We start from the raw sequence: 21207 nt of genomic DNA on the forward strand, positions 1-21207 counted from the left end.
ACAGGGACGATTATCTCAAGAGCTCAAGGGCGCGCATCAACCGCGTCGTCGCGGTGATCGCTCGCCGCGGCGTCCGGCTCGTGTGCGGCCTCGATCTGACCGGCGTGTTCGTGGGCGGCCTCGATCTCTCCGCGGGTCGGTTTGGGGATCCTCGTGCCGAGGAACCAGCGGCTCAGCCGCGCGCGGAAGCCGGTCACGCCGGCGCCGCGTCGACGTACGCCGCGCTCGTCGGTGGCCGGGCTCTCCTCCAGCGGAAGAGGCTGATCATGCTGGGTCAGCGTGAACCCCTCCTCCTGGGAGATCGGCTCGTGAGCCTCCGAATAGCCGCCCTGCGGATCCCGCACGATGACGCCCGACTCGGCGCCGTGCAGGACGCGTTCGGCGTCCCGACGTTGCAGGCTGAGGCAGATCCGCCGGGTCGCCAGGAAGGCGAGGACCGGGCCCACGAACACCGCGACCCGCATGAACACGGTGATGGCGTTCAGCGACAGGTGGAAGTGGGTGGCGAGGATGTCGTTGCCGCCGGCCAGCCAGAACAGCCCGTAGCAGGTGATCCCCGCCACACCGAGGGCGGTTCGGGTGGGGGCGTTGCGAGGCCGGTCGAGGATGTGGTGCTCGCGTCTGTCCCCGGTGATCCACGCCTCGACGAACGGGTACAGGGCCAGCCCCGTGAACAACAGGCCCATCAGGCCGACGCCGGGCAGGAAGATCTGCCACGACCACGTCGTGCCGCCCACATGCCACTCCCAGTTCGGGATGATGCGGATGGCGCCCTCGACCCACCCCATGTACCAGTCGGGCTGGGATCCGGCGGTGACCTGGGACGGGTTGTACGGTCCGTACATCCACACGGGGTTGATCTGCATCGTGGCGCCCATGAGGACGGTGACGCCGAACACGATGAAGAAGAATCCGCCGGCTTTCGCCATGTAGACGGGGAACAGCGGGTATCCGACGACGTTGCCGTTCGTTCGTCCGGGCCCGGGGTACTGGGTGTGCTTGTGGTAGGTGACCAGCCCGATGTGCGCGGCGATCAGCCCGAGCAGGAGACCGGGCACGAGCAGGATGTGAACCATGTAGAGCCGCGGGATGACCAGGGTTCCGGGGAACTCGCCGCCGAACACGAAGAACTCCGCCCAGGTCCCGATCAACGGGATGGAGCGGATGAGTCCGTCGACGAACCGCAGCCCGGTTCCCGACAGCAGGTCGTCGGGCAGGGAATACCCCGCGAAGCCCTCGACGGTCGCCATCGAGAAGAGGCCGATGCCGATGAGCCAGTTGATCTCGCGCGGCTTGCGGAAGGCGCCGGTGAAGAACACCCGCAGCATGTGCACGGCGGCCGCGGCGACGAAGAGGATCGCCGCCCAATGGTGCACCTGGCGCACGAGCAGGCCGCCGCGGACATCGAACGAGATGTCCAGCGTGGACATGTAGGCCTCGGACATGGGGATGCCCCGCAGAAGCTGGTAGGACCCCTGGTACTCCACCTCCGCCATGGACGGCTTGAACCAGATCGTCAGGAAGACGCCGGTGAGGAGCAGCACGATGAACGAGTAGAGCGCGATCTCGCCGAGCAGGAAGGACCAGTGGTCGGGGAACACCTTGCGCAGGCCTGCCCGCCCGACGCGCGCGAGGCCGAGTCGGTCGTCCAGCCACCTGAGCGGCTTGGCGGCACCTCGGCCGGGGCTGGGGGCCGGAGGGCGCAGGTCGTCGAGGACTGGTGCGTCCGCGGACGTCGCAGCGGGCTTGGCCATCAGCGGTCACCCTCCTCGTAGTCACCGGTGGAGTCGCGCTCGAAGTAGCTGGGGCCCACGGGCACCGTGAAGTCGCTGCGCGCGACGAGGTAGCCGTCCTGGTCGGTCGTGATGGGCAGTTGCGGCAGCGACCGTCCGGCCGGTCCGAAGATGACGACGCCCGAGTTGCCCAGGTCGAAGGTCGACTGATGGCACGGGCACAGCAGGTGCCCGGTCTGCCGCTCGAACAGGTTCACCGGGCAGCCGACGTGGGTGCAGATCTTCGAGTAGCACTGGATCCCGCCCACGTTCCAGTCACGCCGCGACTCGGGCACCTGGATCCGGTTCGGGTCCATCCGCACGATGATGATGGACGCCTTCGCCTTGGCCTGCTGGAACTCGGCGCCGTGCAGGTCCTGCAGGTTCTCGGGCTGGGCGTTGACGAGTTCGTTGAGGGGGACCTCCGAGGCGCGGATGCGCCGGTAGGTCACATCGGTCACCAGGTACACGCCTTCGGCCCACAACGTCTTCTCGATCGTCTCCTTCCGGGTGGAGGCGATCGGCCATGGTCCCATGTCGGCGAGCATGACCAACGGTGGCAGCGCGACGGTGCCCAGCGCACCGGCGAGGCTGACGCCCAGCAGCTTCCGGCGTCCGATCCCCGATTCCTCGGTGCCCGCGGCGAACTGCTCGGCGACGATCTCGCGGTCCTGCGGCGACGAGGCCAGCTCGTGTCGTTCCTCGACGACCTCGGTGTCGGCCATGACGGTCTTCGCCCAGTGGACCGACCCGACGCCGATGCACAGGATCGCGAGGCCGACGAGCAGTCCGAACAGCGCGTGGTGGACCCGGATCGTCTCGGAGCCGAGCTCGAAGGACAGCGTCGTGGGCACCGCGAAGTAGACGACGATGGCCGCGATCGCGAGCAACGGGGACAGGCCGTACAGCGCCACGATCTGGCGGTAGGCACGCCGCCCGGCCCGCTCGTCGGTGTCGGTGTACCGGGGGAGATGCTCTTCGACCCCGGGGTCGGGGATCGGAGCGACCTCGCGCGGAGCGGGGTCGGGTGCATGCCGCGTCGTGTCCAGGCTCATTTCGCGCGGGCTCCCTTCGCAGCGATCCACACGGCGAACAGGCTCAGCCCGCCGATGCCGATGATGAACCCCCAGAAGCCTTCGGAGACGGGGCCGATCCCGCCGAGGCTCAGGCCGCCGCTCGGCTCGGCCTCGACCGATGTCAGGTAGCCGATGATCGCGCGGGCGTCCTCGTCGGTGATGGTGTTCTGCCCGAACACCGGCATCTGGCCCGGACCGGTCCGCATGGCCTCCCAGATGTGGATCGCCTCGACGCCCTGCAACGACGGGGCCGAGACCCCCTCCGGCAGTGCGCCGCCCGCGCCTTCGAAGTTGTGGCAGGCCGAGCAGTTGGACCGGAACAGCTCGCCTCCCCGCGCGATCTCCTCGTCGGTGAGGCCGGCGGGGTTGTACTGACCGGAGTCGGGGGTGGACGTCCCCGTGCCCAGCGACGCGACGTACGCCGCGAGCTGAGCGGTCTCGTCGCTGGTGTAGGTGCCCGCCTTCCGCGGTGCCTGCTGGCCCTGGTTGGCCATCGGCATCCGTCCGGTGCCGACCTGGAAGTCGACCGCCGCCGACCCGACGCCGATCAGGGACGGCGCCTGGCTGGTGCCCTCCCCGTTGAGCCCGTGACACGACGAGCAGTTCTGGGTGAAGAGCGCCTTGCCTGCCGCGATCTGATCCTTCGAGCCGTCCGCCATGCTCTGCGTCGCGGGCTGCAGCGCCGCATAGGTCAGCCCGAGGACGAACAGCGCGAGGACGATGGCCAGCGGTCTGATCAACGCGCTGCGCCGGCGTGGCCGACGGTTCTTCATGGTTCCTCCTCGGGTGCGCGGCTAGCGGACGAAGTAGATGACGCCGAACAGGACGATCCAGATGAGGTCCACGAAGTGCCAGTAGTAGCTCGTCGCGACGGCGTTGACCGCCTGTTCGTGGGTGAACGTACGGGCGAGGTACGTGCGTCCGAGGACGAGCAGGAACGCGACGAGACCGCCGGTGACGTGCAGTCCGTGGAATCCGGTCGCAAGGAAGAACGCCGAGGTGTAGGCGTTGGTCGCGGGTGTGAACCCCTCACCGATGAGGGAGGCGTATTCGAACGCCTGGCCGCCGATGAAGATCGCACCCATGACGAAGGTCAAGGTGTACCACTCGCGCATTCCCCAGGCGGCGACGTTGAACAGCGAGCCGGAGCGCGACACGTGGGAGTTCTCGGCCGCGTGAACGCCCAGTTGGCAGGTGACGGAACTGAGCACCAGGATCGCCGTGTTCGCGATCGCCACCGGCATGTTGAAGTGGGACGCGCCCCATTCCCACATGCTCTGTTCCAGATTGTCCTGCTGGGCGAAGCTGTTGGTGACGTTGCGCAACGTGAAGTACGCCGCGAAGAGCGCGGCGAAGAACATCAACTCGGATGCAAGCCACACGATCGTGCCGACGGCCACCCTGTCGGGGTGACCCGGGGTGCGCCGCAGACGCGAGGCCGCGACCGGGTGCAGCGCACCCGTGGGCAGTGCCTGGGCGGAAGGTTCGCCAATACTACTCGCCACGCGCTTATCCTGCCGTAAGTCCGGAAAAGAAGCCATCCTGAACAGCCGTGTGGGGCCATCTTTGGGTGCGGTGACCGCGGCGTCAAGCGCCGACCCTCCGGAACAATGCGACACGGGGCGGTTCTCGGGGCCGCCCGCGCCGCCCTGGACCGGTCGCCGGGCGGCCCCGCCGGTCCGCGGCCGCCCGGGAGGAGGTGCTCGCGGCCGCCCGCCCGGACGCGCCGCACGAGTTAGGATGCAGCTTGAGTCCACGGTAGCGAAGCAGACAGGAAGTCCCATGACCGATGCGCAGTCCGACCGGCAGCTCAAGGTACTGCTGTACTCCGACGACCGCACCGTGCGCCGTGACGTCCGGCTCGCTCTCGGGACGCGGGTCGCCGCCGACCTGCCACCCCTGGACATCTTCGATGTCGCCACCGAGCCGGCCGTCATCACGGCGCTCGACGAGGGGCCTTATGACCTCGTCATCCTCGACGGGGAAGCGGTGCCGTCGGGAGGCATGGGGATCGCCTACCGGATGAAGGACGAGTACGCCGACTGCCCGCCGGTCCTGGTGCTGGTCGCGCGTGTGGCGGACGCCTGGCTGGCCACGTGGTCGAAGGCGGAGGCGATCGCGACGCATCCGATCGATCCGGTCCGCCTGCCCGCTCAGGTCGCCGAACTGCTGCGGGCACGGCTCGCGGAGCCCGCCCGGTGAGTGCGGCGGAGTTCACCTGGCCCGATGTCCTCGCCCAGCTTCTGAGGGGGGAGTCCCTGGCGCCGTCGGCCGTGTCGTGGGCGATGGGGGAGATCCTCGCGGGGAACGCGACGCCGGTTCAGATCGCCGGTTTCGCCGTGGCGTTGCGCGCCAAGGGCGAGGCGGTGGAGGAGATCTCGGCGCTGGCCGACACGATGCTCGCCCGTGCGACGCCGATCAGCCTCGACGAGGATGCGGTGGACGTCGTCGGGTCGGGGGGCGACCGGGCCAACACGGTGAACGTCTCCACGATGGCGGCGATCGTGGCGGCTGCGGCCGGTGCACGGGTCGTCAAGCACGGGAACCGGGCGGCGAGTTCGGCGTGCGGCACCGCCGACTGCCTGGAGGAGCTCGGCGTCGCGCTCGACGTGCCTGCGGCCGCGCAGGCGGAGGTGCTCGCCGACGTGGGGATCGTCTTCCTGTTCGCCCCGCTGTATCACCCGAGCCTGCGGCACTCGGCCGGGCCGCGGCGGGAGCTCGGCATCCCCACGACGTTCAACTTCCTCGGCCCGCTCGCGAACCCTGCCCGTCCTGCGGCGCAGGCGATCGGCGTGGCGGATGCGCGGATGGCGGGTCTGATGGCCGGCGTGCTGGCCGGTCGTGGCAGCCGCGGTCTCGTGTTCCACGGATCGGACGGGCTGGACGAGCTGACGACCACGACGACGTCCGACGTCTGGATCCTGTCGGAGGGTCGCGCGGTCACCGGAGAGCTCGACCCCGCCGATCTCGGTATCCCGAGGGGCGAGGTGCGCGCGCTGGTCGGCGGCGGCCCGGCGCAGAACGCCGCGATCGTCCGCGACACGTTCGCCGGTGCCGTCGGGCCGGTGCGCGACATCGTCGTGCTCAACGCCGCAGCCGCGCTGCTGGCCTATCACGGCCCGGACCCCGACGGCGACGTCGTCACGCAGCTCGCGCCCTACGTCGCGCAGGCGACGGAGGCGCTCGACTCGGGGCGCGCCACCGGGGTGCTCGACCGGTGGGTCGAGACGACCCGGCGGTTCCGACAGGTCTGACCGCCCGGTCACCAGCCCGGGAGCATCGTCCACACGAGCCACAGGTAGGGCCCGGCCACGAGCGACGGCCCGTAGGGGAAGGGACCGGGCGGACGCCCGGCCCCGCGGTCGGACACCTGACACGCGAGCCCCCAGGCCGCGCCGACCAGGGCACCCAGGAGCGCGGCCCACAGCGCGGCGGACACTCCGAGGGTCCCGGCCGTTCCGCCGGCGAGCAGAGCCAGCCGGACGTCGCCGAATCCGAACCCGCCGGTGGTCCGCCACAGAAGCCAGAACAGGCCCCCGACCAGGAGCGACCCGCCCGCGGCGAGGACCGGCACCTGCCAGTCACCGGTGAGGGCGGCGACGACGCCGACGCAGAGGGCGAGCCCGGCCGTCGCGCCCCACACGAGCGATCGGGGGAGATAGGTCGTCCGTGCGTCGATGACGGCCGCCAGGACGCCGCCCGTTCCGAGCGGAAGCAGCGCAAGCACCTGCGGCCACGGCAGTGCGATGACGCTCACCGCCAGGGCGGCGAACACCGTCACACCGACGACGAGCCTCGTCGCGGGCGTCACGAGCGCGGCATAGGGGGTCTTGCCCGGTGCGTCGCGGGGCTCGGGCAGCGATCGGAGCAGGGGCCCGAGCGCCGCCGCGGTCCCTGCCGCCACGGCGGCACATCCTGCCAACAGCGACGCCATCATGGGCACAGTATGGTCACCACACGGGTTCCTCCGCGTCGGGCCCGATGTCCACTCCGGCTTCGACGGCCGCGGTCACGATCAGCAGCTCGATCCGCCGCGTCGTGTAGCGGGTCTCCGGATCGAGCAGGGATTCGATGTCGCCCGCCTCGACCGGACAGCGCCGGGAGATCGCGGCGACGGAGCCGCCCGAGCGGCACCACGATTCCACGGCCTCCCGTGCCTGCGCCGCGGGCACCGGCCTCCTCGCCAGATCGGCGAGGAGGTCCTCCCGCATCGCGAGCAGGCGTCGGGCGATGTCGGGCGGAAGCCGGCGCAGGGGCCGGCCCCCGCGGCCGTGCAGGAGCACGTCAACGGTTCGCTCCGGCACCCGGGCCTCGGCGGCGATGACCCGCCACGGCAGTCCGCTCGCGGCCAGGAGGTGGTGCAGGTGGGCGCGGAACGGGGCGGCGTTCACCCAGTTCAGCGGGCTTTGGGGGCGCTTCGGGGTTTTCTGCGCGGAGATCACGGCACTCATACCCGAAGAGCCGTTGTCCACAGGGCTTTGTGAGGCGGATCCGGAAATTCGTGTGCCCGGTTCGCGGTGCCGCACCGATCGGCGTGGACGGGCGATCTGTCGACCGACATCCCGGACGCGACGACGCGGCCGGGATGTCGGCGTTTCCCGGCCGCGTCGTGGGCGATCCCTCGCCGGAGGCGAGGCTCAGCGCATGGCTTGCGTGAATCCGGCGGCGAGCGCTGCCTCCGCGGTGCGGAACCACACCTGTGTCCGGGTCCGGTCGTAGCTGGAGGACCCGGGCAGGTGGAACTTCATCGAGCGGACGTTGGCCTTGATGGCGTATTCCGGTGGGGGTGTCGGACCCGTGAAGGAGTCCGGCCCGAACCGGTCAGGAGCGAAACGGCTCCTCACCACCTGCCTCGTCGTCCTCGGTCACCGGCCGGGGCGCGTCCTCGGCGTCGTCGGTCTCCGCTTCGGCCGCCTCGGCCTCGTCGTCGGGCGCCTCGACCTCGTCGGGCTCGGCGGCCGCCTCGGGATCGGCACCCGTCTCGGCGACCTGTTCGACGTCGGCCTCGGCCGCCTGCGCCTCGGCCGGGTCGGCCTGCTCGGCGGGGGATTCGTCGACCGGAGGGGCGCCCTCGGCCGTCATGTCGGAGTCGGCCTGGGTCGCGCTGAAGGTCGGGGGTGTGTACGAGGACGCCGAATGCGGCTGCCATCCGCTCTTGGACTCGGTCAGTTTCTTGATGAGAGCGACCGCTCCGGCGAGACTCGCGGCGATGGCGCCGACGAGCAGGATCTTCTTGCCCACGCCGCCCTTCTTCTGCGCCACGTCGACCTCGGAGCCGGTGACCGAGGCGACCGCCTCGGCGACGTCGTCTGCGGCATCCTTCACCAGGGATCGGTCGGCGACCTCGTGGAGCACCTCGGTGACCTTCGGCATGAACTCGGTCGTCACCTTCCCCCGCGCATCCTCGACGGCGGGCGCGATCTTGGCGAGGGCGTCCTCGATGTGCGGCTGGAGGGCCTCGAGAGCCTGGACGGTCGCGGCCGCGCTCTTGGCCACGGCGTCCTGAGCGATCGGGGCGACCTTGTCCACGTACGGCGCGATCTTCTCGCTCGCCTGCTCGACGTAGGGGCCGATCCTCTCGCCGGCCTGCTCGACGTAGGGGCCGAGCCGCTCGCCGGCCTGCTCGACGTACGGCCCGATCTTGGCCTTGGCGGCGGTGCAGGCCTGCGCACCGAGTTCGGCCGCCTGCTGCGCCTTCTCTTCCACAGCGTCCTGCAGTTCCTTGCGCTTCAACTCGTGTCCTCCCGCTCGGATCGTGACATCTACCGTACCCGCCCGCTCTGCCATTTCGACAGGCATCCGGGCCGTCCGGCCGACGTCCGGGGGAGCGTCAGGGAGGGCCTCGGGCATGGGCCGGAGGGCAACGTCTGACAGGATGGGATGACCACACATCGGAAGGACGACTGTGACGACCGCTACTCTGCACACCAATCTCGGCGACATCGTGATCGAGATGTTCGCCGACCAGGCGCCCAAGACCGTGGCCAACTTCGTGGGCCTGGCGACGGGGACGAAGGAGTACACCGATCCCGGCACGGGCGAGCCCACGACCGGGAACTTCTACGACGGCCTCATCTTCCACCGCGTGATCGACGGCTTCATGATCCAGGGCGGCGACCCGCTCGGCACCGGCCGGGGCGGCCCGGGCTACCAGTTCGGCGACGAGTTCCATCCGGAACTGTCGTACGACCGCCCGTACCTGCTGGGGATGGCGAACGCCGGGCCCGGCACGAACGGCTCCCAGTTCTTCATCACGGTCACGCCGACGCCCCATCTCAACCGCCGGCACACGATCTTCGGCGAGGTGACCGACCCCGCCAGCCGCGCGGTCATCGACACCATCGCCACGACCCCCACCGACCGGACGGATCGGCCTCTCGAGCCGATCGTCATCACCTCGGTCACGGTCGCCTGACCACCCGCCCCGGCACAGGCCCGGCCGGAGGCGCCGGGCCTCGCCGGAGGCTCAGGAGGCCGGCAGCGGTGACGGGACGGGAACGGCGGGCAGACTCTGCGGCCACGCGACCCAGACCAGCACCGCGAGCGCGACGAGAAGGACGACCGTGGCGGCGAGGGCGAGGGCCAGCGGCAACCGCGACCTGGCCCGGCGCGGCCTCCTCGCAGGCGGCAGCGACGACATGGCGGCATCCTAACGAGTGACTCCGGACCGATGGTCTCCGGAGGACTCGGGCAGCCCGCTCAGAACCCCGGCGGTCGAGGATCGTCCACGTCACCCGAGCTCGCGTGGATCAACCGCATCCCTTCCGGCCGCGGTCGGCAGGGGGCGGCAACGGTCGAGGGAGAGCCCGATCCCGATCGGCCAGGACCAATCGCCCTGGATCTCCATCAGGCGGACGCCGGGTCGTTCGAGCCAGTCGGCTATGCGCAGCGTCTCCTCGACGGTGGCCGCGGGCTGCGGCGCGACGGGCGCGCTCACCGTCTCGGCCGTGGCCACGATGGCGCGAGCGACCGCCTGAGGGATCTCACCGGCTCGCGCGAGCGCCGCGCCCGCAAGGCGGCCGTGGCGGATCACGTGGATCTCCCATCCCTCCTCGACCCGGTAGGCGGCGACGAGGTGCGGAAGAGCCGCGAGACTGGCGACGCGGTGGTGCCGGATCGCGGCCGAGGAATAGGCGGCGATCCGGTCGCGCACCACCGCGGCCTCCTCGAACCGCTCCTCGCCGACAAGCCGGTCCAGCCGCCGGCCGGCGACGGTCAGCACCGACCGGACCGAGACCTGCAGTGCGTCCTGGACGGCCGCGGCGATCCGGGCGTAGTCGTCGCGGCCGACCGCGCCGGTGCAGGGCGCCGAGCAGCGGCCGATCTCGGCGAGCGCGCAGGCCTGGGCCCCGGAGCGCACCGAGATGCGCTTGGTGCACTGACGCAGCGGGAACGCGTCCTGGAGGGCGAGCTTCACATCCTCGGCGGTGCGCCGGCCGGCGAACGGACCGAAGTGACGGTCGGGCGATCCGCTCACCTGCCGGACGATGGACAGCCTCGGGAAGGGCTCGTCGGTGAGCCGCAGCCACACGTGCCGTTGCGGGTGCTTCGAGCGGCGGTTGTAGCGCGGCGCGTGGGCGGCGATGAGACGAAGCTCTCGCACCTCGGCGGCCAGCGGGGTCGGGCACTCGGTGACCTCGACGCCGGTCGCGATCCTGATCATCTCGTCCATTCGTGGCCGGGTCTCGGCGGCCGTGAAATAGGAACGGACGCGCGCTCGCAGAGAACGGCTCTTGCCGACGTAGAGGATCTGCCGCGGCTTGCCCGGGAGGTCGGCGTAGAACATGTACACGCCGGGTCCCGTGGGCAGGCCGGCGGCCCATGTGCGCTTGGCCCGTCGTTGCGGCGAGACGTGGTGCAGGAACTCCTTCAGATCCTCCAGGGTGACGACGCCCAGATTGCCGGTCCGCTCGAGCAGGCCGTGGAACACGTCGACGGTGGCGCGAGCATCGGCGAGCGCGCGATGGTTGGGGGTCGCGGTCGCGCGGAAGTGACGGGCGAGCGTGGCGAGCTTCACATTCGGAACCTCGTCGCGCAGCAGCGCCTGCCGGGCGAGCGCGACGGTGTCGACGGCCGCGCCGAACGCCCATGGGTACCCGAGACCCGCGCACGCCCGCTTCAGGAAGCCGACGTCGAACCGGGCGTTGTGCGCGACCAGGACGCTGCCGCGCGCGAACTCGAGGAAGGCCGGCAGAGCCTGGGCGAGGCGGGGTGCGGACGCGACGAGGTCGTTGGTGATGCCGGTGAGGACGGCGATGAGCGCCGGGATGTCGACCAGCGGGTTGACCAGGGTCTGGAACTCGCCCTGGACCTCGCCGCCGCGCACCTTCACCGCGCCGATCTCGGTGATCGCGTCCGCCTCGCCGCCCCCGGTGGTCTCGAGATCGACGACGCAGAAGGTGACATCGGCCAGCGGCGTCCCGAGGTCGTCGAAGGTCGGTTGCTGAGGGATCGGGCGTGAGGAGATCCCGCGGGCGGATACGGCCATGGCCACGACGTTAGGGGGAGGCTCCGACGAAACGGTGTGCCGGGCGGCGGGACGCAGCAGGGGGCACGGCGCAGGGAACTGTCGGTGGGGTCGTGTTGACTCTGCGGCATGGAACTTCTGCGTGTGGACTGCGGTGCCTGCGTGATGCGCGGCGTGGCCTGCGACGGCTGCATGATGAGCGTCCTGATGACGCCCGTCGACGAGTCGGCCTTCGACGAGGGCGAGATCGTCGCCCTGGCCGCGCTCGTCGAGGAGGGGCTGCTTCCGCCGCTGCGGCTGGTGCCGGGGACCGGCTCGCAGCGGGCCGGAGAGCAGCCTCCCGGCGCCGGGAGGCGCGTGTCGGCCACCGAGATGTTTGCGGACTCTGAAAGAGTCGTTTAGGCTTTTCTCAGGCGGGCAGTCCGCCAAGGGTTCGCTGGTAGTGTCCGGATGGGCATGCATGAAGGAGTCACGTGGTGAAGTTGCGCCGGAGTCTCGTCGCCGGTGCCGTGGGCACCCTCACGGCCGCACTCATCTGCAGCGTTCCGGCGATCCAACCGGCCGCTGCCGATCCGATCTCCGATGCGAAGTCCCAGTTGGCCAAGCTCGAAGAGCAGAACAGCTCGATCGACGCGGAGTACGCGGAGGTCCAGTCCAAGCTGACGACGAGTCGCGAGCGGCTGAAGACCACCACATCCGACCTGGCTCGCCAGCAGAAGCTGGTCGACGGCATGAAGACCGATGCCACACGGGTCGCCCTCACACAGTTCCAGAACCGTGGCATCAACGTCACGACCCGGATCCTCACCAGTCCCGACGCTGAGAGCTTCCTGAGCCAGCTCTCGACGACGCAGCAGGTCGAGTCCAACATGAACTCGACGCTGCAGGACTACCAGAACGAGGTCGGCAGCCTCGAGTCGCTGAAGAAGACGGTCGCGTCCGAGACAGCGTCCATCGCCGGCGACGAGGCCCGCCTGAAGGAGCTCCAGAAGAACTCCGACGACAAGGTCGCGGAGGCGAAGGCCCTGGTGAGCCGCCTGACGGCCGAGCAACAGGCCGCACTCGCCGCCGAGCAGCAGCAGACCACGCGCACTGCCACCGCGATCGCCTCCCAGGTGAGCCGCTCCACGACGCGCACCTCGACGTCGTCCTCCTCGTCGTCTTCGTCGTCCTCGTCTTCGTCTTCGTCCGGTTCGTCCTCGGTGGCCAGCACCGTCAGCGGTTCCGCGAGCAGCCGCGCTCGCGCGGCGCTCTCCTTCGCGATCAGCCAGGTCGGCAAGTCCTACTCGTACGGCGCCACGGGCCCGAGCGCATACGATTGCTCGGGTCTCACGATGGCCGCGTACGCCTCGGTCGGCATCAGCCTCCCGCGCACCTCTCAGGCGCAGTACGGCGTCGGCAAGGCCGTCTCCCGCTCCGACCTGCAGCCCGGCGATCTCGTGTTCTTCTACAGCGGCATCAGCCATGTCGGGATCTACATGGGCAACGGCATCATGGTGGACGCGCGGAACTCCCGCGTGGGCGTCGTGTACACGAACATCAACGAGCCCTGGTGGCCCTACGCCGGCGCGCGTCGCGTCGCCTGATCCGGCCCGGCGTCCCGCTCTCGCGCCGTTCCTTCCTGACCGGGGGGATACTCGGCGGAGCGGGTCTCGTGCTCGCGCCGGCTCTCGTGGGGTGTGCGTCCTCGTCCCGTGAGGATCAGTTGGTCGCACTCGCCGACGGGCTGACCGCCGATCTCCTGGCCGGAGACGAGGCCGGCTTCCGTGCCTGGTTCTCCAACGACACACTCGCCGAACGGTGGGCCGCCGGCCTGCCGGCCTACAGCGAGGTCCGCTTCGCTGCGCGCGGATTCGACGACGCCGGTGCGAGGCTGCGCGTCACCTGGCGCGCGCCGCGGGACACGGCCGCGGCCGAGCACGACCTGGGCGTGGTGGTGACCGACTCCGGCGCCGGAGCGCTGCGGCTCGCCTCGGTCCGCACGACACCTCGTCCGGTCTGGGTGGACGAGGCGATCACGGTCACCGCGAGAGAGGCGACCTGCCTGCTGGCCGGCGACGGCGTACCCGTCGCCGAGTGGCTCGACGCGGCCGATCTCGCCGTCGGCGATGTGGCGGCGCAGTGCCCGCAGCTCCTGGCCGTCGGCTGGGACCGGAGCCTGGTCGTCGTCGTTCCTGCCCGCCTCGCGTCCTTCGCCGACGCCCTGGGCGTGGGCCAGGATGCCTATCGCGACGTGGCCGCGGTGTCGTGGGCCGAGCAGCCGGCGGACACCGGCCCCATGCGCGTCTACGTGAACTACCCGCTGTGCCGCGACCTCGCTGCGATCGACCGCAGAGTGCTGCTCGCGCACGAGGCGACCCACGTCGCGACGAGAAGGACCCTGACACGGGCGCCTCACTGGCTGAGCGAGGGGCTGGCCGAACGCGTCGGTCTGGTCGCGAGCCCCGGGCACAGATCTCGCAACGCCGACCTCGCCCGGCGGTTCGCGCGAGCGGCCACGTCGTCGCCGGACCTGCCTGCCGACGAGGAGTTCGAGCCCGGCGCGGGCACCGACCTCGCCACGGTGTACGCGCTGTCGGAGCAGGCCGTCGCAGCCCTCTTCGCTCGGGCCGGGGACGAGGCCGCCGCCACGTTCTGCCGCGCGGCAGGCGGCGGCGAGGCGTGGCCGATCCCCGCGGCCACCGTCACGGCCTGGTATCGCGAACGGCTGGCAGACCTGTGACGACCCTGCTCGTCACCAACGACTTCGGGCCGCGCATCGGCGGCATCGAGACCTTCTGCCGTGCCGTCTGCGCCTTCCTGGGCGACGATGTCGTCGTCCTCACGTCGGACCAGGAGGGTGCCGACGCCTACGACGCGTCGCTGCCGTTTCCGGTGGTGCGGCTCAGGGGCCCGCTGCTGCCGACGCGGGCCGTGGCACGACGGGCGGCGGACCTGCTGCGGAGCCATCGCTGCGATGTGGTGGTGTTCGGCGCTGCTGCCCCGCTGGGCCTGCTCGCGGACTCGTTGCGCAGGGCCGGGGCGCGACGGCTCCTCGCGCTCACGCACGGTCACGAGGTGTGGTGGGCGCGCGTACCCGTCACAGCCCGGCTGCTGCGGCGCATCGGCGACTCGGTGGACGTCCTCACGACGATCTCGGCCCACACCGAGGCCCACATCGCGCGGGCCCTCAGCCCCGCGGCGAGGGAACATGTCGTCCGGATGCCTCCGCCGGTGGATCTGTCGTCCTTCCGTCCCGATGCCGCGCCGCGAGAGCCGCACACCTGCGTCGCGGCCGGGCGCTTCGTCCGGCAGAAGGGATTCGACACGCTCCTTCGGGCGTGGGCCCGGGTCCAGAGGGATCTCGGGCCCCGGTACCGGCTCCGCCTCGTCGGCGGCGGCCCGGAGGAAGCGGCACTGCGTCGTCGGGCGGCCGGGCTCCCGTACCCGGCCGAGGTCGAGTTCACGGGTCCCGTCGCGCACGGGGATCTTCCGCCGCTGCTCGCCGCCGCCGGAGTGTTCGCGTTGCCCGTCCGGTCGCTGTACGGCGGACTCTACGCAGAGGGCTTCGGAGTGTGCTTCGCGGAGGCAGCCGCAACGGGCCTGCCCGTCGTCGTGGGCGATTCCGGGGGAGCCCCCGAGACGGTGGAGCCCGGACGAACCGGGACCGTGGTCGATCCCGGGAGCGTCGCCGAGGTCGCGGCGGCGGTCAGCGGACTGCTCGCCGATCCGGCGCGCGCCGCCGCGTGGGGATCGGCCGGGAGGGCCAGGGCTGAGCAGATGTTCGGCGCGGAGCGCTCACGCACGCTGCTGCGGCGTCTGATCGGGGTCGGTGACGACACGGACGAAGTCGCGGGTCTCCGCGAAGATCGTCGGGGCGTCCCAGTCGAGCGTCGCGACGTGATAGCTGTTCGGGAGGCGCCGTTCGACGGCGATCGCCGACGAGACCCCGCCGAGGACGATCCGCGATGACCGCGCGGGGACGACATGGTCGACTTCCGAGCGGAACAGCAGAACAGGGGCGGTGACGTTGCCGAGGTCGCGTCGCACCAGTCGCCACAACTCGTGCATGGTCGCGACGCCGGCGACAGGCGTCCGGTCGTAGCCGTTCTCGCTCACACCCGGCTTCGCGATGTCCGATTCGATCGACGAGACCGTCTGCACGAAGCGGCGGATGTACTTCGCGAACGGCACGAGGCGGTTGGCGCTGGTGACGGCCGGGTTCACGAGGGCCAGACCGGCGACGTCGGGCTTCGTCTCGGCCAGCCGCAGGGCCAGCGCGCCGCCCATCGAGAGGGCGCCGATGACGACGCTGCGACACTCCGCCGCCAGCGCGTCGTATTCGCGCTCGACGCATTCGTACCAGTCGATCCACGACGTGTGGGCCAGTTCGCGCCACGAGGTTCCATGCCCGGGAAGTCGGGGAAGTCGAACCCGGTAACCAGCGTCGACGAGATCGTGCGCCCAGGGCTTGAGGGCGTACGGGGACCCCGTGAAACCGTGGCAGAGGAGGACCCCGACTTCCCCGGTTCCCATAGTCAGCGGCTGATGCGCGGTTAACACGGACACGCGGCCATTCTATCCCCTCCGGTTCGAATACTGCATTCGAACCGGGCCTTGCGCCGACCTCTTGTAGACACGTGGGTAATTTAGACGAGGGCGCACTCGCCGGCGCTGAGACGGGGATTGCGGCACGATTCCCACGTTGAGCGGGATTCTCCTACCCTGTTGGCGGGAGGTTCGCATGTACACGTTCATCCAGGTCTTCGTCATCAGATCGTTCGCCTGGCTCTTCTTCGGCGCGCGCCTGTACGGGCATCAGAACATCCCGCGAACCGGGCCCGTCATCATCGCGGCGAACCACCTGGCAGCGGGTGAGACGGTGATCCTGCCGTCGCTCATCCATCGCCGCGTCGCCTTCCTCGCGAAGGCCGAGCTGTTCGCGGGCGACCGGGGGCCGGTCTCCAAGCTCGTGGCGTGGTTCCTGCGGTCGGTCAAGATGGTCCCGCTCGACCGGACCGGCGGTCGGGACACCCTGGCGGCGCTCCGCCACGCCATCGACGTGCTGCACGAGGGGGGCGCCGTCGCGATGTTCCCCGAGGGCACGCGCTCGCCCGACGGCCGGCTGTACAAGGGGAAGACCGGCGTCGCGCGCCTCGCGCTGGCCACGGGCGCTCCCGTCGTCCCGATCGGCCTGGTCAACACGCCTGCCAGGCGGACGCGCATCGGGATCCGCTGGTACTGGCGCCCCGAGGCGCGGGCCGGCGAGCCGCTGCGGTTCGATCGCTACCTCGGCCGGGCCGAGGATCGCGAGGTCGTCCGCTACGTGACCGACGAGATCATGGCCGCGATCCAGTCGCTCACCGGCCAGGAGTACGTCGACGTCTACGCCTCCGGCGTCAAGCACGGAAGAATCACTCCCGCGGAGGCCGATGCGCGGGTCCTGCCACGGCCGGGCCACGGACGCAGCGCACCGGCGATCGTCGATGCGCCGCCCGACCCTCCGGCCTCGGCGGGGGCAACGGGCGACAAGTCCCCATAGGGGGGACCTTTGGTCTCTGTCGGCCATCCGACCTCCCGCGGGGAGGCACTCTCGGAGTATGACCGCCGACGTACCTCTCGCCCCGGTCGACCGTGACGCCGAGCTCACGCACCGGTTTCTCCTCGTCCAGGTGCTGCTTCGCGCGACGCTGGTCGGCTACGCGATCGTCCTCGCCGTGGTCTCCGTGGCGGCCGGCGACGCGGCGGTGCCGGTGTGGTCCTGGCTCGGGGCGATCATCGGGTGGTCCGCCTTCACCGGCTGGCGGCTCGCGTGCTCCGGCTGCACCCGGGCCCTCATGCTCGTCGACAACACCGTGACCGCCGCCATCGTGATCCTCTGGCGATTCCAGATCGCGGGCTGCCCGTCCTTCGCGGAGGTGCCCATCCTCTGGGCTGTGGCCGCGCCCCTGACCGTGGCGATCTGCGGTGGTCGCAGCGTGGGGCTCGTGAGCGGGATCTTCATGGGGACCGCCGCGCTCCTCGCCCGTCCCGACCCGGACGCCGGCGCCTGGACGCTTCCCGTGGTCATCGTCCTGGCGGCCGCGGGTGTCGGGTATCTCGTCGACATCGCCCGCCGAGCGCCGGCCGACGGGGATCGAGGCGCCGCCTCGGCGCTGGTCGTGGCCGACCGGGCGCGACTCGCTCGTGTCATCCACGACGGGCCCCTGCAGGTGTTGGCGCTCATGGCGCGGGAGGGGGCCTCGCTGGGCCCGCGCGGGGCGGCGCTCGCGCGCGAGGCCCGGGAACAGGAACGGTCCCTGCGCGCCGTGCTGCAGGATCGCGACCTCGCAGGGGCGGATCGGGGACGCGAGCGCGACCTCGCCGCCGTGCTCGACCGGCACGCGGGGGAGAAAGTGACCGTGTCGACGATGGCGGATGCCGTCATGATCGGCACCGACACGGTCGACGAGGTGGACGCCGCGGTCTCCGAGGCTCTCGCCAACGTCTCCCGCCACGGTGGCCTCGACGCGCGGACCTGGATCCTGCTGGAAGAGGTCGGCGGCGAGATCGTCGTCAGCATCAGGGACGACGGCGTCGGTGCGGATCCCGCCGCGATCGTGGCGGCCGGCGAGCGGGGACGACTCGGGGTGCGGCACTCCATCGTCGGGCGGATCGGCGCACTCGGCGGGGCGGCCCGCTTCCGCGCAGCGCCCGGCAAGGGCGTGGAGTGGGAGCTCAGGATCCCGGGGGGACGATGACGGGCGACATCCTGCGACGGGTGATGGTCGTCGACGACCACCCGATGTGGATCGACGCACTGTGCGCCGATCTGGAGGCCGACGGCTTCGAGATCGTGGCCACGGCCGGGACCGGCCGCGAGACACTGCAGCGTGCCCGTGCAACCCGGCCGGATGTCCTGGTGATCGACCTGCAGATCCCCGCACCGGACGGGGCGACGTGCATCGAGACCCTCCTGGAGGAGATCCCCCGGATGCGGGTCCTCGTGCTGAGTGCGTCGGCCGAGCGCGAGGACGTCCTCCGGGCGATCAAGGCCGGTGCGCTCGGCTACATCGTGAAGTCGGCCAGTCCGGCCGAACTGCTGGACGGTGTGCGCAGGACCGCCGCCGGGGACGCCGTGTTCACGCCCGGGCTGGCCGGGCTCGTGCTGGGCGAGTTCCGGAGGATGGCGAGCGTCGCCGCCCTTCGCAGCGAGGAGGGGCCGACCCTCACGGCGCGCGAGACCGAGGTGCTGCGGAGGGTGGCCAAGGGCATGGCCTACCGCGACATCGCGGGCGAGCTCGTGGTGTCCCACCGGACGGTGCAGAACCACGTCCAGAGCGTCCTCCGCAAGCTCCGGCTGCACAACCGCGTCGAGCTCACGCTGTACGCCATCGAGCAGGGCTTCCATGAGCCGGGAACGGGCGGGTGAGGTCCTCGGATGGGGACTATCCTTGCCGGGTGTCCGACCTGATCCCGACCTTGGCCGATCTGCATGCATTGAAACCCACGCAGCAACCCGAGTACGCCGACGAGGCCGAGGTCGCCCGGGTGACCGCCGAACTGCGGCAACGGCCGCCCCTCGTCTTCGCCGGAGAGTGCGACGAGTTGCGCGCGAAGATCGCGAACGTGGCCGACGGTCGGGCTTTCCTGCTCCAGGGCGGCGACTGTGCAGAGACGTTCGACTCGGTGACCGCCAACGGCATCCGCAACAAGCTGCGGGTGCTGTTGTCGATGGCCGTCGTCCTGACCTACTCGGCGCAGGTCCCCGTCGTCAAGGTCGGGCGGCTCGCCGGCCAGTACGCGAAGCCGCGCAGCAACCCGAACGAGACGCGAGGGGACGTGACCCTGCCGGCGTACCGGGGCGACGCGGTCAACAGCCTGCGTTTCGATGCGGCGGCCCGGCGGCACGACCCGCATCGACTCGTCGAGGTGTACAACCACTCCGCCGCGACCTTGAACCTGGTGCGCGCCTTCACGAAGGGTGGTTTCGCCGATATCCGGAGCATCCACATGTGGAACTCCGACTTCGTGCGCAACAACTCGAAGGTCGGCGACAAGTACGAGGCGCTCACCGCCGAGATCGACAACGCGCTCGCGTTCATGGTCGCGTGCGGCGTCGACGACGAGTCGTTCCGCACGGTCGACTTCTACTCCAGCCACGAGGCCTTGATCCTCGAGTACGAGCACGCGCTGACCCGCATCGACTCCCGCAGCCGGCTGCCCTACGTGACCTCGGGGCATCTGCTGTGGATCGGCGAGCGCACCCGTCTTCTGGGCGGCGCTCACGTCGAACTGCTGGCCGCCGCCCGCAACCCGGTCGGAGTGAAGGTCGGCCCGGCCGCGAGGCCCGACGACATCGTCGCCCTGGCCGACAGGCTCGATCCGGGCAGGGAGCCGGGCCGGCTGACGTTCATCAGCCGGATGGGCGCCGACCGGATCCGGGAGGCGTTGCCGCCCATCGTCGCGGCGGTCGAACGCACGGGCCGCAAGGTCGCCTGGGTCTGCGATCCGATGCACGGCAACACCTTCGAGAGCGCCAACGGGTACAAGACCCGGGCGTTCAGCCAGGTGCTGGAGGAGGTGGACGGGTTCTTCGCCGTCCACGAGGCGCTCGGGACCTGGCCGGGCGGCATCCACATGGAGCTCACCGGCGACGACGTGACCGAATGCGTCGGCGGCATCGAGGAACTCGCCGAGGAGGACCTGTCCAACCGTTACGAGTCGGCCTGCGACCCGCGGCTGAATCGGAACCAGTCCCTCGAACTCGCCTTCGAGATCGCCGAACGGCTCGCCGCACAACGACGGGCCCGCGGCAGCAATCCCGTGCAGGACTTCCAGCCGGTGGACTTCTGATGGGCGCCGTCGTCGACCTGCGCAGCGACACCATCACTCTCCCCACGGCCGAGATGCGCGCGGCGATGGCCGCGGCCGACGTCGGCGACGACGTCTACGGCGAGGACCCGACCCTGAACGCCTTCGAGTCGGAGGTGGCGGAACTGCTCGGCCACGAGGCCGGTCTGTTCTGCCCGACGGGGTCGCTGACCAACCTGCTCGGGGTGTGGCTGCTGGTCCGGCCCGGCGAGGAGGTGCTGTGCGAGTCGCTGGCCCACATCGCGCGCGCCGAGATGGGGGCGCACGGAGCGGTGCACGGGGTGACGATGCGGACCTGGTCCGGCCCGCGCGGGCAGATCGACCTCGCTGCGATCGCGGCCCTGGCCGCGCCCGATGCCGGGCCGTTCCTGGTCTCGACGGCTGCGGTGGCGATCGAGAACACGCACAACTTCGCCGGCGGCACCGTCCAGTCGATCGAGGCGGTGCGCGAACTGGCCGGCTTCTGCCGGGACGTCGGGCTCGGGCTGCACATGGACGGAGCGCGGCTGTGGAACGCCTCGGTCGCGACCGGCGTCCCCGAGCGGGCCTACGCGGAGGTCTGCGACACCGTCAGCGTGTGCTTCTCCAAGGGGCTCGGCGCTCCGGTCGGGTCGATGCTCCTGTCGAGCGCGGAGAACATCGCCCGGGCCCGCGTGCAGCGCAAACGGCTCGGCGGCGGCTGGCGGCAGGCCGGGGTGCTCGCGGCCGCGGCGCGCCACGCGCTGCATCACCACCGGGACCGCCTCGCGGTCGACCATGACAACGCGCGGGCCTTCGCGGAGGCCGTCGCGGCGGCGAATCCGGCGGCGGTCGACGTGGCGGGGGTGGCCACGAACATCGTCGTGGTCGCGACCGGCGACCGGCCCGCGGGCCAGGTCGTCGCCGAGGCCGCCTCCCGGGGCGTGGCGATCTCCGGTGTCGGCGCCCGCAGCGTCCGGGCCGTGACACATCTCGGCGTCACCGCCGACGAGTGCCGCCGGGCGGGCGAGATCGTGGGGGCGATCCTCGCCGGCCGGCCGTCCCGCTGACCCGGACATCCGGCCGGTGGCCGGCTGCAACT

General features: G+C 70.9%; 22 protein-coding genes and 1 pseudogene. 12 read left to right on the top strand and 11 right to left on the bottom strand.

The window, feature by feature from the left end; all coding sequences use genetic code 11:
• Window positions 1–23: 23 nt before the first annotated feature.
• The 4 genes from qcrB to ctaE are packed head-to-tail and all read right to left on the bottom strand — an operon-like array spanning window position 24 to window position 4353.
• A complete protein-coding gene (gene qcrB / locus G555_RS18195) occupies window positions 24–1754 on the bottom strand; it encodes a cytochrome bc1 complex cytochrome b subunit (RefSeq protein ID WP_051208483.1) in 1731 nt (576 codons plus the stop codon).
• A complete protein-coding gene (qcrA, locus tag G555_RS0105770) occupies window positions 1754–2827 on the bottom strand; it encodes a cytochrome bc1 complex Rieske iron-sulfur subunit (RefSeq protein ID WP_028708145.1) in 1074 nt (357 codons plus the stop codon). Before qcrA ends, qcrB begins: the two co-directional genes overlap by 1 nt.
• On the bottom strand, window positions 2824–3621 hold the full coding sequence (qcrC, locus tag G555_RS0105775; RefSeq protein WP_028708146.1) for a cytochrome bc1 complex diheme cytochrome c subunit: 798 nt from the start codon (window positions 3619–3621) through the stop codon (window positions 2824–2826). Before qcrC ends, qcrA begins: the two co-directional genes overlap by 4 nt.
• Window positions 3622–3642: 21 nt before the next feature.
• Complete coding sequence (gene ctaE, locus G555_RS0105780) at window positions 3643–4353, bottom strand: aa3-type cytochrome oxidase subunit III (protein ID WP_483823585.1); 711 nt, start codon at window positions 4351–4353, stop codon at window positions 3643–3645.
• 277 nt (window positions 4354–4630) lie between these two features.
• Between ctaE and G555_RS0105785 the strand changes: the two genes are divergently transcribed.
• Together G555_RS0105785 and trpD are read left to right on the top strand one after the other, a co-directional pair.
• Window positions 4631–5050: a hypothetical protein gene (locus G555_RS0105785; protein WP_028708148.1), complete on the top strand. Its 420-nt coding sequence runs from the start codon at window positions 4631–4633 to the stop codon at window positions 5048–5050.
• On the top strand, window positions 5047–6102 hold the full coding sequence (gene trpD / locus G555_RS0105790) for an anthranilate phosphoribosyltransferase (RefSeq protein WP_028708149.1): 1056 nt from the start codon (window positions 5047–5049) through the stop codon (window positions 6100–6102). The genes G555_RS0105785 and trpD overlap by 4 nt, the downstream gene beginning before the upstream one ends.
• A gap of 8 nt (window positions 6103–6110) precedes the next feature.
• Here the strand turns inward: trpD and G555_RS21125 are convergent, their stop codons facing one another.
• From G555_RS21125 to G555_RS0105810, 4 genes are all read right to left on the bottom strand, one after another.
• A complete protein-coding gene (locus tag G555_RS21125; protein ID WP_211223185.1) occupies window positions 6111–6752 on the bottom strand; it encodes a prepilin peptidase in 642 nt (213 codons plus the stop codon).
• Between the two features lie 46 nt (window positions 6753–6798).
• On the bottom strand, window positions 6799–7299 hold the full coding sequence (locus tag G555_RS0105800; protein WP_156887455.1) for a hypothetical protein: 501 nt from the start codon (window positions 7297–7299) through the stop codon (window positions 6799–6801).
• Between the two features lie 186 nt (window positions 7300–7485).
• Window positions 7486–7695, bottom strand: a complete 210-nt coding sequence (locus G555_RS23455; RefSeq protein ID WP_483823586.1) for a sunset domain-containing protein — start codon at window positions 7693–7695, stop codon at window positions 7486–7488.
• A complete protein-coding gene (locus tag G555_RS0105810; protein ID WP_028708151.1) occupies window positions 7670–8581 on the bottom strand; it encodes a hypothetical protein in 912 nt (303 codons plus the stop codon). Before G555_RS0105810 ends, G555_RS23455 begins: the two co-directional genes overlap by 26 nt.
• A 172-nt stretch (window positions 8582–8753) precedes the next feature.
• Here G555_RS0105810 and G555_RS0105815 point away from each other — a divergent pair, with 172 nt between their 5' ends.
• Window positions 8754–9263: a peptidylprolyl isomerase gene (locus tag G555_RS0105815; protein WP_084634819.1), complete on the top strand. Its 510-nt coding sequence runs from the start codon at window positions 8754–8756 to the stop codon at window positions 9261–9263.
• 51 nt (window positions 9264–9314) lie between these two features.
• Here G555_RS0105815 and G555_RS22225 read toward each other — a convergent pair whose 3' ends face one another.
• Both G555_RS22225 and G555_RS18205 read right to left on the bottom strand, forming a co-directional pair.
• On the bottom strand, window positions 9315–9488 hold the full coding sequence (locus G555_RS22225) for a hypothetical protein (protein ID WP_156887457.1): 174 nt from the start codon (window positions 9486–9488) through the stop codon (window positions 9315–9317).
• 90 nt (window positions 9489–9578) lie between these two features.
• A complete protein-coding gene (locus G555_RS18205; RefSeq protein ID WP_051208485.1) occupies window positions 9579–11336 on the bottom strand; it encodes a DEDD exonuclease domain-containing protein in 1758 nt (585 codons plus the stop codon).
• Window positions 11337–11444: 108 nt separating this feature from the next.
• Between G555_RS18205 and G555_RS18210 the strand changes: the two genes are divergently transcribed.
• The 4 genes from G555_RS18210 (at window position 11445) to G555_RS23285 (ending at window position 15266) form a co-directional block, all read left to right on the top strand.
• Window positions 11445–11717 (top strand): hypothetical protein, encoded by a 273-nt coding sequence (locus G555_RS18210; protein WP_036921471.1) that lies wholly within the window; start codon window positions 11445–11447, stop codon window positions 11715–11717.
• A gap of 71 nt (window positions 11718–11788) precedes the next feature.
• Window positions 11789–12901, top strand: coding sequence for a C40 family peptidase (locus tag G555_RS18215; protein WP_051208486.1), 1113 nt, complete (start codon window positions 11789–11791; stop codon window positions 12899–12901).
• Entirely contained in the window at window positions 12868–14037 is a 1170-nt protein-coding gene (locus tag G555_RS0105840; RefSeq protein WP_028708153.1) for a hypothetical protein, read from the top strand. The genes G555_RS18215 and G555_RS0105840 overlap by 34 nt, the downstream gene beginning before the upstream one ends.
• Window positions 14034–15266, top strand: coding sequence for a glycosyltransferase family 4 protein (locus G555_RS23285; RefSeq protein WP_425413827.1), 1233 nt, complete (start codon window positions 14034–14036; stop codon window positions 15264–15266). The genes G555_RS0105840 and G555_RS23285 overlap by 4 nt, the downstream gene beginning before the upstream one ends.
• Here the strand turns inward: G555_RS23285 and G555_RS0105850 are convergent.
• Window positions 15231–15830 (bottom strand): annotated as a pseudogene (locus G555_RS0105850) (alpha/beta hydrolase); the annotation flags it as partial. The gene G555_RS23285 and the pseudogene G555_RS0105850 sit on opposite strands and share 36 nt — an antisense overlap.
• A 208-nt stretch (window positions 15831–16038) precedes the next feature.
• Here G555_RS0105850 and G555_RS18225 point away from each other — a divergent pair.
• From G555_RS18225 to G555_RS0105875, 5 genes are read left to right on the top strand one after another with little or no spacing between them, the layout of a single operon-like run.
• On the top strand, window positions 16039–16836 hold the full coding sequence (locus G555_RS18225; protein ID WP_051208487.1) for a lysophospholipid acyltransferase family protein: 798 nt from the start codon (window positions 16039–16041) through the stop codon (window positions 16834–16836).
• 58 nt (window positions 16837–16894) lie between these two features.
• Complete coding sequence (locus tag G555_RS21130) at window positions 16895–18034, top strand: ATP-binding protein (RefSeq protein WP_051208488.1); 1140 nt, start codon at window positions 16895–16897, stop codon at window positions 18032–18034.
• Entirely contained in the window at window positions 18031–18705 is a 675-nt protein-coding gene (locus tag G555_RS22230; protein ID WP_028708155.1) for a response regulator, read from the top strand. The genes G555_RS21130 and G555_RS22230 overlap by 4 nt, the downstream gene beginning before the upstream one ends.
• Window positions 18706–18734: 29 nt before the next feature.
• Complete coding sequence (locus G555_RS0105870; RefSeq protein WP_028708156.1) at window positions 18735–20129, top strand: class II 3-deoxy-7-phosphoheptulonate synthase; 1395 nt, start codon at window positions 18735–18737, stop codon at window positions 20127–20129.
• Complete coding sequence (locus G555_RS0105875; RefSeq protein ID WP_036921478.1) at window positions 20129–21175, top strand: threonine aldolase family protein; 1047 nt, start codon at window positions 20129–20131, stop codon at window positions 21173–21175. Before G555_RS0105870 ends, G555_RS0105875 begins: the two co-directional genes overlap by 1 nt.
• Window positions 21176–21207: the final 32 nt, after the last annotated feature.

This window comes from Propionicicella superfundia DSM 22317 (genome assembly GCF_000423465.1).
GTDB lineage: Bacteria > Actinomycetota > Actinomycetes > Propionibacteriales > Propionibacteriaceae > Propionicicella > Propionicicella superfundia.

Coding starts and splice junctions, on each gene's coding strand:
- qcrB (WP_051208483.1), bottom strand. CDS start 1,754: ATGGCCAAGCCCGCTGCGACGTCCGCGGACGCACCAGTCCTCGACGAC.
- qcrA (WP_028708145.1), bottom strand. CDS start 2,827: ATGAGCCTGGACACGACGCGGCATGCACCCGACCCCGCTCCGCGCGAG.
- qcrC (WP_028708146.1), bottom strand. CDS start 3,621: ATGAAGAACCGTCGGCCACGCCGGCGCAGCGCGTTGATCAGACCGCTG.
- G555_RS0105785 (WP_028708148.1), top strand. CDS start 4,631: ATGACCGATGCGCAGTCCGACCGGCAGCTCAAGGTACTGCTGTACTCC.
- G555_RS0105800 (WP_156887455.1), bottom strand. CDS start 7,299: ATGAGTGCCGTGATCTCCGCGCAGAAAACCCCGAAGCGCCCCCAAAGC.
- G555_RS22225 (WP_156887457.1), bottom strand. CDS start 9,488: ATGTCGTCGCTGCCGCCTGCGAGGAGGCCGCGCCGGGCCAGGTCGCGG.
- G555_RS18205 (WP_051208485.1), bottom strand. CDS start 11,336: ATGGCCGTATCCGCCCGCGGGATCTCCTCACGCCCGATCCCTCAGCAA.
- G555_RS18210 (WP_036921471.1), top strand. CDS start 11,445: ATGGAACTTCTGCGTGTGGACTGCGGTGCCTGCGTGATGCGCGGCGTG.
- G555_RS18225 (WP_051208487.1), top strand. CDS start 16,039: ATGTACACGTTCATCCAGGTCTTCGTCATCAGATCGTTCGCCTGGCTC.
- G555_RS21130 (WP_051208488.1), top strand. CDS start 16,895: ATGACCGCCGACGTACCTCTCGCCCCGGTCGACCGTGACGCCGAGCTC.
- G555_RS22230 (WP_028708155.1), top strand. CDS start 18,031: ATGACGGGCGACATCCTGCGACGGGTGATGGTCGTCGACGACCACCCG.
- G555_RS0105875 (WP_036921478.1), top strand. CDS start 20,129: ATGGGCGCCGTCGTCGACCTGCGCAGCGACACCATCACTCTCCCCACG.